Annotated in this window: 12 protein-coding genes; all 12 read right to left on the bottom strand. The window is 53.9% G+C overall.

The features are described 5' to 3' along the window. Positions 1-4 precede the first annotated feature (4 nt). Positions 5-3,487, bottom strand: a complete 3,483-nt coding sequence (gene dnaE, locus ACQG1Y_RS04520; protein WP_047740770.1) for a DNA polymerase III subunit alpha — start codon at positions 3,485-3,487, stop codon at positions 5-7. A 38-nt stretch (positions 3,488-3,525) separates the two neighbouring features. Beyond that, positions 3,526-4,122 carry a ribonuclease HII gene (rnhB, locus tag ACQG1Y_RS04515; protein ID WP_015572727.1) on the bottom strand — a complete coding sequence of 199 codons (597 nt, stop codon included), beginning with the start codon at positions 4,120-4,122 and terminating at the stop codon, positions 3,526-3,528. Continuing rightward, entirely contained in the window at positions 4,119-5,267 is a 1,149-nt protein-coding gene (lpxB, locus tag ACQG1Y_RS04510; RefSeq protein WP_003856161.1) for a lipid-A-disaccharide synthase, read from the bottom strand. The genes rnhB and lpxB overlap by 4 nt, the downstream gene beginning before the upstream one ends. Further along, positions 5,267-6,055, bottom strand: coding sequence for an acyl-ACP--UDP-N-acetylglucosamine O-acyltransferase (gene lpxA, locus ACQG1Y_RS04505; RefSeq protein ID WP_047740769.1), 789 nt, complete (start codon positions 6,053-6,055; stop codon positions 5,267-5,269). Before lpxA ends, lpxB begins: the two co-directional genes overlap by 1 nt. 3 nt (positions 6,056-6,058) lie before the next feature. Continuing rightward, on the bottom strand, positions 6,059-6,514 hold the full coding sequence (gene fabZ / locus ACQG1Y_RS04500; protein WP_003856165.1) for a 3-hydroxyacyl-ACP dehydratase FabZ: 456 nt from the start codon (positions 6,512-6,514) through the stop codon (positions 6,059-6,061). Between the two features lie 104 nt (positions 6,515-6,618). Then, positions 6,619-7,644: a UDP-3-O-(3-hydroxymyristoyl)glucosamine N-acyltransferase gene (gene lpxD, locus ACQG1Y_RS04495; RefSeq protein WP_003856168.1), complete on the bottom strand. Its 1,026-nt coding sequence runs from the start codon at positions 7,642-7,644 to the stop codon at positions 6,619-6,621. 3 nt (positions 7,645-7,647) lie between these two features. Continuing rightward, entirely contained in the window at positions 7,648-8,142 is a 495-nt protein-coding gene (gene skp, locus ACQG1Y_RS04490; RefSeq protein WP_006810039.1) for a molecular chaperone Skp, read from the bottom strand. A gap of 123 nt (positions 8,143-8,265) precedes the next feature. After that, entirely contained in the window at positions 8,266-10,683 is a 2,418-nt protein-coding gene (gene bamA / locus ACQG1Y_RS04485; RefSeq protein WP_003856172.1) for an outer membrane protein assembly factor BamA, read from the bottom strand. 31 nt (positions 10,684-10,714) lie between these two features. Then, positions 10,715-12,067, bottom strand: coding sequence for a sigma E protease regulator RseP (gene rseP, locus ACQG1Y_RS04480; RefSeq protein ID WP_023303108.1), 1,353 nt, complete (start codon positions 12,065-12,067; stop codon positions 10,715-10,717). An 11-nt stretch (positions 12,068-12,078) separates the two neighbouring features. Continuing rightward, a complete protein-coding gene (gene cdsA / locus ACQG1Y_RS04475; protein ID WP_003856175.1) occupies positions 12,079-12,936 on the bottom strand; it encodes a phosphatidate cytidylyltransferase in 858 nt (285 codons plus the stop codon). 12 nt (positions 12,937-12,948) lie between these two features. Continuing rightward, entirely contained in the window at positions 12,949-13,707 is a 759-nt protein-coding gene (gene ispU / locus ACQG1Y_RS04470) for a (2E,6E)-farnesyl-diphosphate-specific ditrans,polycis-undecaprenyl-diphosphate synthase (protein WP_003856176.1), read from the bottom strand. A gap of 185 nt (positions 13,708-13,892) precedes the next feature. Beyond that, complete coding sequence (gene ispC, locus ACQG1Y_RS04465) at positions 13,893-15,092, bottom strand: 1-deoxy-D-xylulose-5-phosphate reductoisomerase (RefSeq protein ID WP_015572723.1); 1,200 nt, start codon at positions 15,090-15,092, stop codon at positions 13,893-13,895.

Raw genomic sequence — 15,092 nt, 5'->3', positions numbered from 1 at the left:
TGTATTAGTCAAACTCCAGTTCCACCTGCTCCGAACCAATGAGGCCACGGAGATCGTTCAGTAAACGATCGCTCGGAGAGACACGCCACGTTGCACCAAAGCGCAACCGCGCACGTGCATCCGCCCTCTGATAGTAGAGATGTACTGGAATGGTCCCCGAGCGGTGGGGTTCCAGAGACTGACGGAGTCGGTTTAAAAGCTGGTCATCAATTTGCCTGTCCGTCAGCGAGATAGCAAGCCCGCGAGCATATTTTTCCCGGGCTTCGTCAATGTCCATCACTTCGCGGGCGGTCATTTTAAGCCCCCCGCTGAAGTCATCAAAGCTGACCTGTCCGCTGACGATAAGTATGCGGTCTTTTTCCAGCAATTGCTGGTATTTATCCAGCGCGTCGGTGAACAACATCACCTCCAGACGCCCGGAACGGTCATCCAGGGTACAGATGCCGATACGATTGCCGCGCTTGGTGACCATTACCCTTGCAGCAATCACGAGCCCCGCAGCCGTGGTGATTTTACCACGTTCTGTCGGATGCATGTCTTTAAGCCTGTGGCCGCCGACATAGCGCTCAATTTCTTTCAGATACTGGTTGATCGGGTGCCCCGTCAGGTACAGGCCTAACGTCTCACGCTCCCCATCCAGCACCACCTGTTCTGGCCAGGGCTGGCAGTTGGAATAAGACTGCTCAATCTGCTCTGGCTCTTCCGCCAGCACGCCGAACATATCTGCCTGGCCAATGGCTTCCGCTTTCGCGTGCTGATCGGCTGCTTTCAGCGCATCGCCGAGCGAGTTCATCAGCGCGGCGCGGTGTGGCCCCAGCCGATCAAACGCGCCGGACATGATCAGTTTTTCCAGCACCCGGCGGTTAAGTTTTTTGGTATCGGTGCGGGCGCACAGATCGAACAGCTCGCGGAAATAGCCGCCGTTGTTACGCGCTTCGATGATCGCCTCGATCGGCCCCTCACCTACGCCCTTGATAGCGCCGATCCCATAGACGATTTCCCCGTCATCGTTAACGTGGAAATGGTACAGGCCAGAGTTAATATCCGGCGGCAGGATCTTCAGCCCCATGCGCCAGCACTCGTCCACCAGGCCAACCACCTTCTCGGTGTTGTCCATATCGGCGGTCATTACCGCCGCCATAAACTCAGCGGGATAGTGAGCCTTCAGCCACAGCGTTTGATACGAAACCAAAGCATAGGCGGCGGAGTGGGATTTGTTAAATCCGTACCCGGCGAATTTCTCCACCAGGTCGAAGATTTTCATCGCCAGTTCGCCATCGACGCCGTTTTTCTTCGCCCCATCCTCAAAGATGGAACGTTGCTTGGCCATCTCTTCCGGCTTTTTCTTACCCATCGCACGACGCAGCATGTCTGCGCCGCCAAGGGTATAACCAGAAAGCACCTGGGCGATCTGCATGACCTGTTCCTGATACAGGATGATGCCATAGGTTGGCTCCAGTACCGGTTTCAGGCTTTCATGCTGCCACTGCACGTCCGGGTAGGAAATCTCTTCGCGCCCGTGTTTACGGTCGATAAAGTTATCTACCATCCCCGACTGCAACGGCCCCGGACGGAACAGGGCCACCAGCGCGATCATATCTTCGAAGCAGTCTGGTTGCAGACGCTTAATCAAATCTTTCATGCCGCGGGATTCAAGCTGGAAGACGGCTGTCGTCTCCGAACGTTGCAGCATGTCGAAACTTTTCTTGTCATCAAGCGGGATAGCCGCGATATCCAGCGGAGGCTCGCCGTTCTTCTCGCGACGGGCGTTGATCATCTCCAGCGCCCAGTTGATGATGGTCAGCGTACGCAGGCCGAGGAAGTCGAACTTCACCAGCCCGGCGTATTCTACGTCGTTCTTGTCGAACTGGGTGACCGGATGCTGGCCCGCTTCGTCGCAGTACAGCGGCGCAAAGTCGGTGATTTTGGTCGGGGCGATAACCACCCCCCCCGCATGCTTACCGGCGTTACGCGTGACGCCTTCCAGCTTGCGCGCCATGTCGATCAGCGCTTTGACCTCTTCATCGGCTTCGTAGATTTCCGGCAGCTGAGGTTCAGCTTCAAAGGCTTTCGCCAGAGTCATGCCCGGATCGGGCGGCACCAGCTTAGAGATACGATCGACAAAACCGTACGGGTGGCCCAGAACGCGGCCCACGTCGCGGATAACCGCTTTCGCGGCCATCGTACCGAAGGTGATGATCTGCGAAACCGCATCACGACCGTACATATCGGCCACGTGCTCAATCACCTGGTCGCGTTTTTCCATGCAGAAGTCGACGTCAAAGTCGGGCATGGAGACACGTTCCGGGTTGAGGAAACGTTCGAACAGCAGGTCAAATTCCAGCGGATCGAGATCGGTGATTTTCAGGGCATACGCCACCAGCGAGCCGGCACCAGAACCACGGCCCGGACCTACCGGCACGCCGTTATCTTTCGACCACTGGATGAACTCCATCACGATCAGGAAGTAGCCTGGGAACCCCATCTGGTTGATCACCTGGAGTTCAATATCCAGGCGCTCGTCATATTCAGGACGCTTCTCTTTACGGACCGCTTCATCCGGGAAGAGGAATTCCAGACGCTCTTCCAGACCCTCTTTCGATTTCATGACCAGGAAATCTTCGGTGGTCATGTCGCCCGTCGGGAACTGCGGCAGGAAGTATTCGCCGAGACGCACGGTGACGTTACAGCGCTTGGCAATCTCTACGCTGTTTTCCAGCGCTTCCGGGATGTCCGAGAAAAGCTCACACATCTCCTCTTCGCTGCGCATGTACTGCTGCGATGAGTAGTTGCGCGGACGTTTCGGATCGTCGAGGGTGAAGCCGTCGTGGATGGCGACGCGAATTTCATGCGCGTCAAAATCAGCCGCCTCAAGGAAGCGCACATCGTTGGTGGCCACCACAGGCAGGCCACGCGCTTCCGCCAGGGCGACGGCCGCATGCAGGTAGCTCTCTTCATCCGCACGCCCGGTACGAATCAGCTCCAGGTAATAGCGATCCGGGAAATACTCTTCGTAGAACGAGACGCACTGATCCACCAGCGCGTTATTACCGCGCAGCAGACATTTGCCGACATCTCCCATACGGCCACCGGAGATCAGCAGCAAACCTTCGTTCAGCTCCGCCAGCCAGTCGCGGTCAATCCATGGACCCAGTGCGCCGTAGCCGCGCTGGTAGGCTTTTGAGATCAGCAGAGTGAGGTTCTGATAGCCCGTGTTATTCATGGCTAACACGGAAATTTGCGTCATCTCATCGCCGAGCAGGTCGCTCTGCACATGAAAATCCGCGCCGACGATGGGCTTTAATCCTGCACCATGCGCCGTTCCGTAGAACTTCACCAGGCCACAAAGGTTGGTAAAATCGGTGATCGCCAGCGCAGGCATGCCAAGCGAGGCCGCCTTTTTTACCAGCGGCCCGGTCTTTGCCAGCCCATCGATCATGGAGTAGTCGCTATGCACCCGCAGGTGTACGAAACGTGGTTCAGCCATCTTCAAATCCCGCGTTACTTAATTGCTTGCGTCTTGATTCAGGACACCAGTCCCAGCGCGCGTTTAACCGGGCCAAAGCTGCGCCGATGATGTTCAGTTGCGCCATGTTCAGCCAGCTTTTCCAGATGGAAAGCCGTTGGATATCCCTTGTGCTGGGCGAAACCATACGCGGGATAAGTGAGGTCCAGCGCGGCCATTTCGGCATCGCGCGTCACTTTGGCAATGATTGACGCCGCACTGATTTCTGCGACGCGGCTATCGCCTTTAACAACAGCCATGGAAGGCATCGGCAGCGCCGGGCAACGGTTACCGTCGATCAGCACATACTCAGGCACAATCTTCAGGCCAGCGACGGCACGCTGCATCGCCAGCATGGTGGCGTGCAGAATGTTCAGATCGTCGATCTCATCCGGCTCTGCGCGCCCGAGACTCCAGGCCAGCGCCTTTTCTTTAATTTCATCGAACAGCGCCAGGCGACGCTTTTCACTCAGTTTTTTCGAGTCGTTCAGGCCAACGATCGGGCGGGCTGGATCGAGGATCACCGCCGCGGTCACAACGGCACCCACTAACGGGCCACGACCGACTTCATCCACACCTGCAACGAGGTGGGTATGGGGATAAATAAATTCCATCATTGTGCTAACTCCAGCACCGCATCGGCCGCCTGCTCATCAGCATTACAGCGGATCAGTTGATGCAGTTCACGGAAGGTATCATGCATCTGGTGGCTGGTTTTACCGTTGGCCAGCAGCGGCAGTAATGCATCAGCCAGCGCCTGCGGCTGGCATTCATCCTGCAAGAGCTCTTTCACCAGCTCGCGGCCCGCAAGCAGGTTTGGCAGGGATACGTAATCTGTTTTTACCAGACGTTTTGCCAGCCAGAAGGTAAACGGCTTCATGCGATAACCGACCACCATTGGGCATTTTGCCAGCATACACTCCAGCGCAGCCGTGCCGGAAGCCAGTAGTGCGGCATCGCTCGCAAACATGGCTTGCCGCCCTTTCCCGTCCAGCAGGCGGACGTGAAGATCCGGGGCGACGTCAGCTTTGATACGCTCAAACTGCTCGCGGCGTTTGGCATTCACCAGCGGCACGACCACTTCAAGATCGGGGTAAGTCTTGCGAAGAATTTGCGCCGTTTTCAGGAAATCGGCACTGAGCATTTCAACTTCCGCACCCCGGCTCCCTGGCAGCAGCGCCAGACAGTGCACATCATGCGGGATGCCCAGTTCGTCACGCGCCGCGTTTTTATCCGGATCCAGCGGCATGGCATCCGCCATGGTATGACCGATAAAACGGCACGGGACATTAAATCTGTCGTAAAACGCTTTTTCGAAAGGCAGAAAAGCCAGCACCAGATTAGTGGATCGTCCGATTTTGAAAACGCGTTTCTGTCGCCACGCCCACACGGACGGACTGACGTAATGGATAGTTTTGATCCCCTGCTTTTTCAGGTTCCCTTCAAGGGTAATATTGAAATCAGGCGCATCAATGCCGACAAATACATCGGGCTTAAGGTCGGTAAAGCGGCGGGTAAGGTCGGCGCGAATATGCAGCAGGCGACGCAAGCGCCCCAGCACCTCGACGATGCCCATCACAGCCAGCTCTTCCATTTCATACCAGGCTTCACAGCCTTCGGCCTGCATCAGCGGCCCAGCCACGCCCACAAAGCGAGCATTGGGTACACGGGCTTTAAGCGCGCGGATAAGACCTGCACCAAGAATATCGCCGGAGGTTTCTCCGGCGACCAGGGCGATGGTAAGCGGACGACTGTCGACCATTAACGAATCAGACCACGGGTTGAACGTTCAAAGAATTCCATGAACGTTTTCACTTCAGGGTGCTTATTCGCCAGCTCGGCAATTTCCGGCTTAGCCTCTTCCAGCGTTTTACCGCTACGGTACAGCAGTTTGTACGCGTTGCGGATCGCAGTAATCGCTTCGCGACTAAAACCACGACGCTTGAGACCTTCGATGTTCACGCCAAACGGCGTGGCATGGTTGCCCTGCGCAATCACAAACGGTGGGACGTCCTGCGCCACACCGGAGCATCCGCCGACCATCACGTGTACACCAATGATGCAGAACTGATGGACTGCGGTCATGCCGCCAATAATGGCGAAATCATCAACCGATACGTGTCCCGCCAGCGTTGCGTTGTTGGCGAGAATACAGCGGCTACCCACGGTACAGTCGTGCGCAATATGCGCATTAACCATAAACAGGTTGTCGCTGCCCACCTTCGTCAATCCACCGCCTTGCGTTGTACCACGATGAATGGTGACGCTTTCGCGAATGCGGTTACGATCGCCGATTTCCACGCGGGTCGGTTCGCCAGCATACTTGAGATCCTGGTTAACTTCGCCGATGGAGGCGAACTGATAGATCTCATTGTTGCAGCCAATGGTGGTATGACCATTCACGACAACGTGAGATTTCAGTACTGTACCCTCACCAATTTCGACATGGGGTCCAACAATACAAAACGGGCCAATGTGGACATTGGCACCAATGATGGCACCCGTTTCCACAATGGCGGTAGGATGAATAAAGGCGGATTTATCAATCACGTATCAGGCCTCCCGGCTACGCGCACACATCATTGTCGCTTCGCAAACAACTTTGCCGTCAACCATAGCTACGCCTTTGAAGCGAGTCAGGCCGCGACGCGTTTTTTCAAAAGTGACTTCCATGATCATTTGATCACCAGGCACGACCGGACGCTTGAAGCGCGCTTCATCGATACCCGCGAAGTAATAGAGTTCACCCGGTTCCAGTTTACCTACGCTTTTAAACGCCAGAATACCGGTAGCCTGTGCCATCGCTTCCAGGATCAATACACCCGGGAAGATAGGCTTACCAGGGAAGTGCCCCTGGAAGAACGGCTCGTTAACGGAGACATTTTTCACTGCGCGCAGAAAACGACCTTCTTCAAAATCCAGCACACGGTCTACCAGTAAAAACGGATAGCGGTGCGGCAGAAGTTCTAAAATCTCTTCAATATGCAGAGTATGAGTGTCAGTAGTCAAAATACTCTTCCTGTCAAATGTACTAAGTAGCAATAATAACACGGCCTGCCGGTTTATAAACAAAGCCGACAGGCCGGGAAATTTAGCGTTAAACGGATGAACGCTTAGTCTTGTTGATCGATTTTGCGCTCAATCGCTTTGAGTCGCTTGCTCATATCATCAATATTCATCACCAGTGCAGCTGTTTTACGCCAGACCTTGTTCGGTTGCAGCGGAATACCTGAGGAATAAACGCCAGGCTCAGTGATTGGACGCATCACCATACCCATCCCCGTCACCGTGACTTTGTCGCATATTTCCATATGGCCATTGATCACGCTGGCACCGCCAATCATGCAGTAACGGCCAATTTTCAGGCTGCCTGCCATGATAACACCACCCGCAACTGCGGTATTGTCGCCAATCACAACGTTATGTGCAATCTGGCACTGGTTGTCTATGATAACACCGTTACCAATAATGGTGTCGTCAAGCGCACCGCGGTCGATAGTTGTACAAGCGCCGATCTCCACACGATCGCCGATAATCACGCGACCCAGCTGAGGGATCTTAACCCAGTTACCCCGATCGTTGGCGTAACCAAATCCGTCAGAACCAATCACCGTGCTGGACTGAACGAGACAATTCTCGCCAATCTCAACCTCATGGTAGACAGAGACATTGGCCCACAGACGAGTCCCTGCGCCAATTTTCGTATTTTTTCCAACAAAGCAGCCAGGGCCAATCACCACGTTATCACCCAAAACAACGCCGGATTCGATAACGGCGTTTGCGCCGACTGATACGTTGTTACCCAGCTGAGCCGTCGGATCAATCGCAGCACTGGCTGCAATATTCTGTGCCGGCTGCGGCGTGGTATCAAGAATTTGGGCCATGCGCGCATAGGTCAGGTAGGGATTTTTCACTACCAGTGCAGCGCTAGTGGCAAACGGAAGATCGTCCTGCGTCAGCACAACGGCAGACGCCTGGCACTGGGCCAGGTGTTCACGGTACTTAGGGCTTACCATGAAGGTAATAGTGCCTGCTTTAGCAGATTGCATGGACGCAACAGCGGTGATGACGATATCGCCATCACCGTGTAATTCTGCATCCAACTGCTGAGCTAAATCAGCCAGTCGAATTGAAGGCATTACTTATTTAACCTGTTTCAGAACATCAGCGGTGATGTCTTTAACATCGCTGCTGTTGAATGCAACGGCGTTCGCATCAACAACCAGATCGATGCTCTGATCGGCTGCTACTGCTTTAACGGCAGACTGAATACGCGTCACCAGTTTGCCACGCTCTTCGTTAGAACGACGCTGACGATCCTGCTCGAAAGCCTGTGCTTTCTGAGAGAAGGTCTGGCGCTGAGACATGACGTCTTTTTCCAGTTTGCTGCGCTCGCTCGCTTTCATGGTAGAACCATCACGCTGAAGACGCTGCATCTTGGACTGAAGATCACCTTCCATACGTTGCAGTTCGCTCGCACGGCCTTTGAATTCGTTTTCCAGCGTTGCAGAAACACCGGTTTTCTGTGCAACCTGCTGGAACAAATTACCCATGTTGACGATTGCAATTTTATCCGCTGCCTGAGCAGAAGTTGCCATCGCTAAACCGAGACCTGCAGCTAATAACCACTTTTTCACAATTAACTCCTTACCATCCCATTGGCACCCGAGGGGTACCGTTCTTTGCGTGGCAAGGCGACCGTGTTACCGATCGCCGGTTGTCAGCGCTACACTGCCAACGCATTCCATTGCAGCGGATTATTACCAGGTTTTACCAATGTTAAACTGGAACTGCTCCGCTTTGTCTCCATCGTATTTCTTAAACGGCTGGGCGTAAGAGAAGACCAACGGCCCCAGCGGTGACATCCATTGTAATGCGATACCTGCGGACATGCGAATGTTGCTCGGATCGCTGTAGTCCGGAACCCCCGCCGCACGCATCTGGGCGGTGTTCTCCCAGTTGGTGTCCCACACCGTACCTGCATCCATAAAGAAGGAGGTACGCACGGAGTTCGCATACTTATCACTGATAAACGGCGTAGGCGTGATGAACTCGAGGCTCGCCACGGCCATAGCGTTACCACCTACTGCGTCATCAGAGCTACATACTTGCTTAGGATCACGGCTTGCGCAGTTATCTTCGTCATTACCGCCGTAATAAACCGCTTTCGGACCAATGTTATTGGACTGGAAGCCACGCACGGTGCTTGAACCACCGGCGTAGAAGTTTTCATAGAACGGCAGTTCTTTGCTTCCAATACCGTCACCATAACCCCAACGGGTACGACCCAGAACAACCCACTTGTGATCTTCATCAATTGGGAAGTAGGACGCCGTATCCAGCGTGACCTTGTAGAACTCGTTATCCGAGCCCGGGATAGTCACTTTACCGTTCAGATTGACGCGTGAACCTTCCGTCGGGAAGTAGCCACGGTCAAGACGGTTGTAGGTCCAACCGTAGTTGAAGGTGAAGTCATCCGCGGCGAAACCGTTGTCATCGCTGGACGTACTCGCCGACTGACCGATGGAGTCCAGGTAACGCCACATCGCCACCTGCGGTTGCATGTTGGACAGGTCGTTATGCACGTACCCTAAACCTGCGCGCAAGGTGTTGTATTCGTTAACCGGGAAGCCAAGCGTACCATCCAGACCGTAACTCTTGTTGGTATACGAGGAGAGGTCCGCATCGTCCGCTTTAAAGTCGTTATAGAAGATACGACCGCCCAGGCTTACACCGTCAACGGTGAAGTATGGGTTGGTAACGGAGAACTCAGAGTAGGTCTGGTAGTCGTTTTTCGTCCCGTTGATACCGACAGAGTAGCCCGTACCCAGCCAGTTATCCTGCTGAACACCGACCTGGAAGCTCACGCCACTTTCAGTACCGTAACCAATACCGAAGTTGAAGCTACCGGTATTACGTTCTTTAACTTTATAAACAACATCAACCTGATCCGGACGACCTGGTACACGCTGAGTATCGGTATCGACCGTTTCGAAGTAGCCCAGACGGTTCAGACGCTCTTTACCCTGATCTACCAGATCGCTTCCCAGCCATGCCCCTTCCATCTGGCGCATTTCACGGCGCAGAACGGAGTCTTTAGAGGTATCGTTACCTTCGAAGCGGATCTTACGCACGTAGAAGCGGTTGCCCGCATCAACGTTAACGTGCAGCTTAACGGTTTTATCCGTGTCGTTAATTTCCGGCTGCGTTTGCACACGCGGATACGCATAACCATAACGGCCGAGCAGCTTCTTAATGCTGTCTTCCATTTTGGTGACTTTAGATCCGCTGTACAGATCGCCCGGCTGAATTTTGGTCAGAGATTCAATTTCAGCTGAATGTCCTGCCAGGTTGCCGCTGACTTCAACACCCGAAAGCGTGTACTTATCGCCTTCTGTGATGTTAACGGTAATGTAGATACCTTTCTTGTCCGGAGTCAGACTCACCTGAGTTGAATCGATGTTGAAACGGGCGTAACCGCGATCCAGATAGTAGCTGCGCAGGGTTTCAAGGTCACCCGCCAGTTTCTGTTTCTGGTATTTACGATCGCCTACCACATTCCACCACGGCACTTCGTCACGCAGCTGGAAGTTGGAGATCAGTTCGTCGGTGCTGAACGCGTGGTTACCCACGATGTTGATCTGCTGGATCTTCGCAGAAACACCTTCCTGGAAGACCAGTTTCAGGTCAACACGGTTACGTGGCAGCGGTGTAACAACCGCTTTAACGCTCGCGCTGTATTTACCGACGCTGTAGTAGAAATCTTCCAGACCTTTTTCAATGTCTGCAAGGGTTGTGCGGTCCAGAGATTCCCCCACACGAACACCCGATGCCTCAAGGTTCTGCTTGAGCATGTCATCTTTCACCGATTTGTTACCGGAGAAAGTGATGCTGGCAATCGTTGGACGTTCTTTTACCTGAACCACCAGCGTATCACCATCGCGCAGGACGCGGACATCCTCAAAGTTGCCAGTGGCAAACAGAGCACGGATGGTGTTACTGATATCTTCATCATTAACCGTATCGCCGGGGCGCACAGGCATACTGAGGAGGGCCGCACCAACGGCGACACGCTGAAGGCCTTCGAAATGAATATCTTTCACTACGAACCCGTCAGCACCGTATACGGTCGCGCTGCTAAACAGCAGCGACGCTATGAGCAACTTTTTCATCGCCATCGTTATTATGCGTTCTTCCTAACTAACTCTCTTACAACCGAGAGAAATCATTGAAAAGTGCAAGCCCCATTAACAGCACCAGCAAAATCGAGCCAATGCGATAACTAAAGTCTTGAACTCGCTCGGATACCGGTCCGCCTTTTAGCTTTTCAATCGCTAAAAACAGCAGATGGCCCCCATCTAATACGGGAAGCGGGAACAGGTTGATTATCCCCAGGTTCACGCTAATCAGCGCAAGGAACATGAGATAGTAAATCACCCCGAACTCCGCTGACATCCCAGCCCCCTGAGCAATCGAAATTGGCCCACTGAGGTTGTTCAGTTTCACATCACCGGTTATCAATTTCCCCAACATGTTGACCGTAAGCTTCATCAGCTGCCATGTTTTATCCGTGGCCTCAACGATGGCGCTAAACGGCCCATACTGGCGTATTGTCTTGTACTCATCTGGCAGTGGGATCACTTTCGGCACAACGCCTGCAAACCCTTCCGCCTTACCGCCGCCCGATTTGGTATCCGGGGTGAGAGTCAGTGAGAGCGAACTCCCCTGCCTTTCCACTTCCAGCGCGAGCGGCTTGCCTGGATTATCGCGCACCAGAGTAACAAAGGTCATCCATTGTGTTAATGGCTGACCATCGACTTTAACGATCCTGTCACCCGCTTGTAAACCTGCTTTACTCGCTGCCGATTTGGCCTGTACTTCGGCTAATACCGGCTCGATCTGCGCGCCGCGCGGTCGAATCCCGAGTGCGGCGACAGGGTCCTCTTTGTCTGGCTCAAAGCGCCAGTGGCGTAAATCCAGCACTTTTTCCTGCCGCTGGTCGGAACCAAAAGGTGATACGCTGACGGTTGTCTGCTCATCACCAATTTTGGCAACCAGTTGTAACCTCACGGCATCCCAATCAGGGGTTTCGATACCATCAATCGCTTTAAGTTCCATTCCCGGTGTAATTTGCGCCGTTGCCGCAATAGAACCCGTAGTGATTTCGCCCACGACCGGGCGCACGCCAGGCACACCGATGATAAACACCAGCCAGTAAGCGAAGATAGCGAAGATGAAATTGGCTACCGGGCCGGCAGCGATGATGGCAGCACGTTGTCCAACAGTTTTATTGTTAAACGCGCTATGGCGAAGTTCCGGGGCGACAGGCTCAACGCGTTCGTCGAGCATTTTGACATAGCCGCCCAGGGGAATCAGAGCAATGACAAACTCGGTGCCATGCTTATCGGTGCGCTTCCAGAGCGATTTGCCAAAGCCAATCGAGAATCGCTCCACCCGCACACCACAGCGCCGGGCAACCCAGAAATGGCCAAATTCATGCACGGTAATCAGTACACCCAGTGCAACAATGAACGCCGCCAGATTCCAGAGAATGCTCAGCATAAAACCTTCCGTTATATCGTCCCAAACACCAGTAAAAGCAGGCAAGCAAATACGGGAACAGCCGCGGTAAGGCTGTCAATGCGATCCAGTATTCCGCCATGTCCTGGAATCAGGTGACCACTGTCCTTAATCCCTGCTTCACGCTTAAACATACTCTCGGTTAAATCACCCAGCACCGATGCCAGCGCCGCGAAAATCGAACATACCAGCAGCGTCGAGGGGGCAACCTCAAGATTCGCCCAGACGCCATAGCCCCAGGAGATAATCGCTGCCGTAAACAGGCCGCCGATGAAGCCTTGCCAGGTTTTGCCCGGAGAAACCTTTGGCGCCAGTTTATGTTTGCCGAACAGTTTACCAAACATATAGGCCCCGGAGTCAGCCCCCCAGACGAGAATCATCACATAAAGCAGCCATATCGCGCCGCTGTAGTGGTTTTCGTCATAGTGCCAGGCGCGCAACGCAACCATCCCCCAGAAAAACGGAACAATCGTGAGCAGACCAAAAATAAGGCGCAACACTTTAGAGTTACGCCAGATCGCCGCAGAGCCCGGATAGAAAAGCACTAAAACAAGCGCAGCAATCCACCAGGCCAGCGATATCCATAAGGATCCGGCAACCAGCGGCTGGTGAACATCATGATGATATTCAGGCAAGGTATACAGCATCAGGGCCAGTAAAAAACCACAGAGTACCGCCAGCCATACCCGCTGAGTGCGCGAGGTAAAGCCGCTAAGCTGCCCCCATTCCCACGCGGCGAGCATACACACCACCAGCGTAACAATAGCGAATCCCACCGGAGGCAGTAAAAACAGCGCTGCGATGACGACGGGTATTAATACAAAAGCGGAAATCAGGCGATACTTCAGCAAAAGCTACCCCCATCAGGCGTTATCGCCACCAGGCTCGGTGCCGCCGAAACGACGCTCTCGATTGGCAAAGGCATGCAGCGCACCTTCAAAGTCTTGTTCATCAAAATCTGGCCAAAGAACATCCGTAAAGTAAAGTTCGGCGTAGGCAATTTGCCACAGCAAAAAGTTACTTATGCGATGTTCCCCCCCTGTCCTTATAACCAAATCCACGGGTGCCAGTTCATTCATGCAGATTTGCTGACTCAGCGCCTCTTCATCAATCTGGTCGGGTCTTAACAGCCCTTCCTGAACCTGCTCAGCCAAATGCCGAACCCCCTGGATAATATCCCAGCGTCCGCCGTAATTCGCCGCGATATTGAGCGTCAGGCCGGTATTATTTTCCGTCAGCGCTTCTGCTTTGCGAATCCGTTCCTGCAAACGTGAGTTAAAACGACTGGTTTCGCCAATAATACGCAAGCGGACGTTGTGGCGGTGCAGGCTTTTTACTTCACTATCGAGCGCCCACACGAACAGTTCCATCAACGCAGTCACTTCCTGCGCAGGTCGATTCCAGTTCTCACTGCTAAAAGCATAGAGCGTTAACGCATCAATGCCGTTATTGGCGGCAAAAGAGACGGCGCGGCGAACAGATTTCGCCCCAGCTTTATGCCCAAAGGCTCGTATCTTCCCTTGTCTTTTCGCCCAGCGGCCATTGCCATCCATGATGATTGCAACATGGCGACAGCCATGTGCTGGCAAGTTTTCGCTTATTGGTTGATTCGCAGACAACATAACGCGTTTTTAGTCCCTGAAAGGATTTAACGGTACACAGGAATACTGAAGCCTATACATAAAAAAGCCGTGTCAAACCACGGCTTACCTGACCACTTAAAGCCAAATACCTGCGATCAGGTGGCGCAGACTATATCACTGAAGCCCAACGCTAACAAATAGCACGACGACTAGTGCTTGCTTTATCACCAGCTTGCGAGACGTGTCACCTGTTTACGCGCAACAATGCGTGCCTGTTCATCCACGGCCAGCACCTCTTCCACGCTCTGCGGCTCACGCAAATCCATTATCTCCAGCACGGATAAATTCAACGCGGCGATGTCAGTAAAGCGGATCTGCTGATTCAGGAATGCTTCAACGGTCACTTCATTGGCTGCATTAAGCGCCGTTGTCGCCGCCTGCCCCTGATCGAAGGCCGTCATCGCCAGTTTCAGACAGGGATAACGGTCGTAATCAGGCTCGCTAAACGTCAGTGAACTCAGCTTACAAAAATCGAGAGGTTTAACGCCCGATTTAACGCGGTTTGGCCACGCCATCGTATGAGCAATAGGCGTACGCATATCCGGTTCGCCCAGCTGGGCCAGCACGCTGCCGTCCTGATAGCGCACCATCGAGTGAATCACCGACTGCGGGTGGATCAGCACTTCCATCTGTTTCGCCGACGCATTGAACAGCCAGCGAGCTTCAATGTATTCCAGACCTTTGTTCATCATGGTGGCCGAATCGACGGAGATCTTACGCCCCATTGACCAGTTCGGATGACGGCACGCCTGATCCGGCGTCATTGCGCTCAATTCAGACAGTGGCGTTTCACGGAACGGGCCACCAGACCCGGTAAGCAGAATCGACACAACGCCATTCTGCTCCAGGTCAGCGTACCCCAGGTTTTGTTGAAAAGGTTGAGGCAAACTCTGAAAAATCGCGTTGTGCTCGCTATCGACCGGCAAAAGACGCGCCCCACGCTGTTTTACCGCCTCCATAAAGAGGCGTCCACAGGTGACCAGCGACTCTTTGTTCGCAAGCAGGACATCTTTCCCCGCATCAATAGCGGCAAGCGTCGGCAGAAGACCCGCCGCCCCGACGATTGCCGCCATGACCTGATCAACTTCATCAAGCGCGGCCATATCGCACGCCGCCTGTTGCCCGCTGAGCACCTCGGTACGGCAGCCCTTCTCCTGCAACAGCGCTTTCACCTGGCGGGCGCTCTCTTCATCATCCATCACCGCAAAACGGGGGGTAAACTCCAGGCACTGTTCGACCATTCGCTGCACGTTTTTTCCGGCCACAAGCGCGGCTACGGTGTAGCTGTCAGGATTATGACGTACAACGTCGAGAGTGCTGCAACCGATAGAGCCGGTCGAGCCGAGGAGAGTGAGATGCTTCAT

Origin of the sequence: Enterobacter cloacae complex sp. 397G4 (assembly GCF_050031515.1) — a bacterium.
Classification (GTDB): Bacteria; Pseudomonadota; Gammaproteobacteria; order Enterobacterales; family Enterobacteriaceae; genus Enterobacter; species Enterobacter hormaechei_C.
This window is presented reverse-complemented; position numbering and strand designations above follow the sequence as displayed.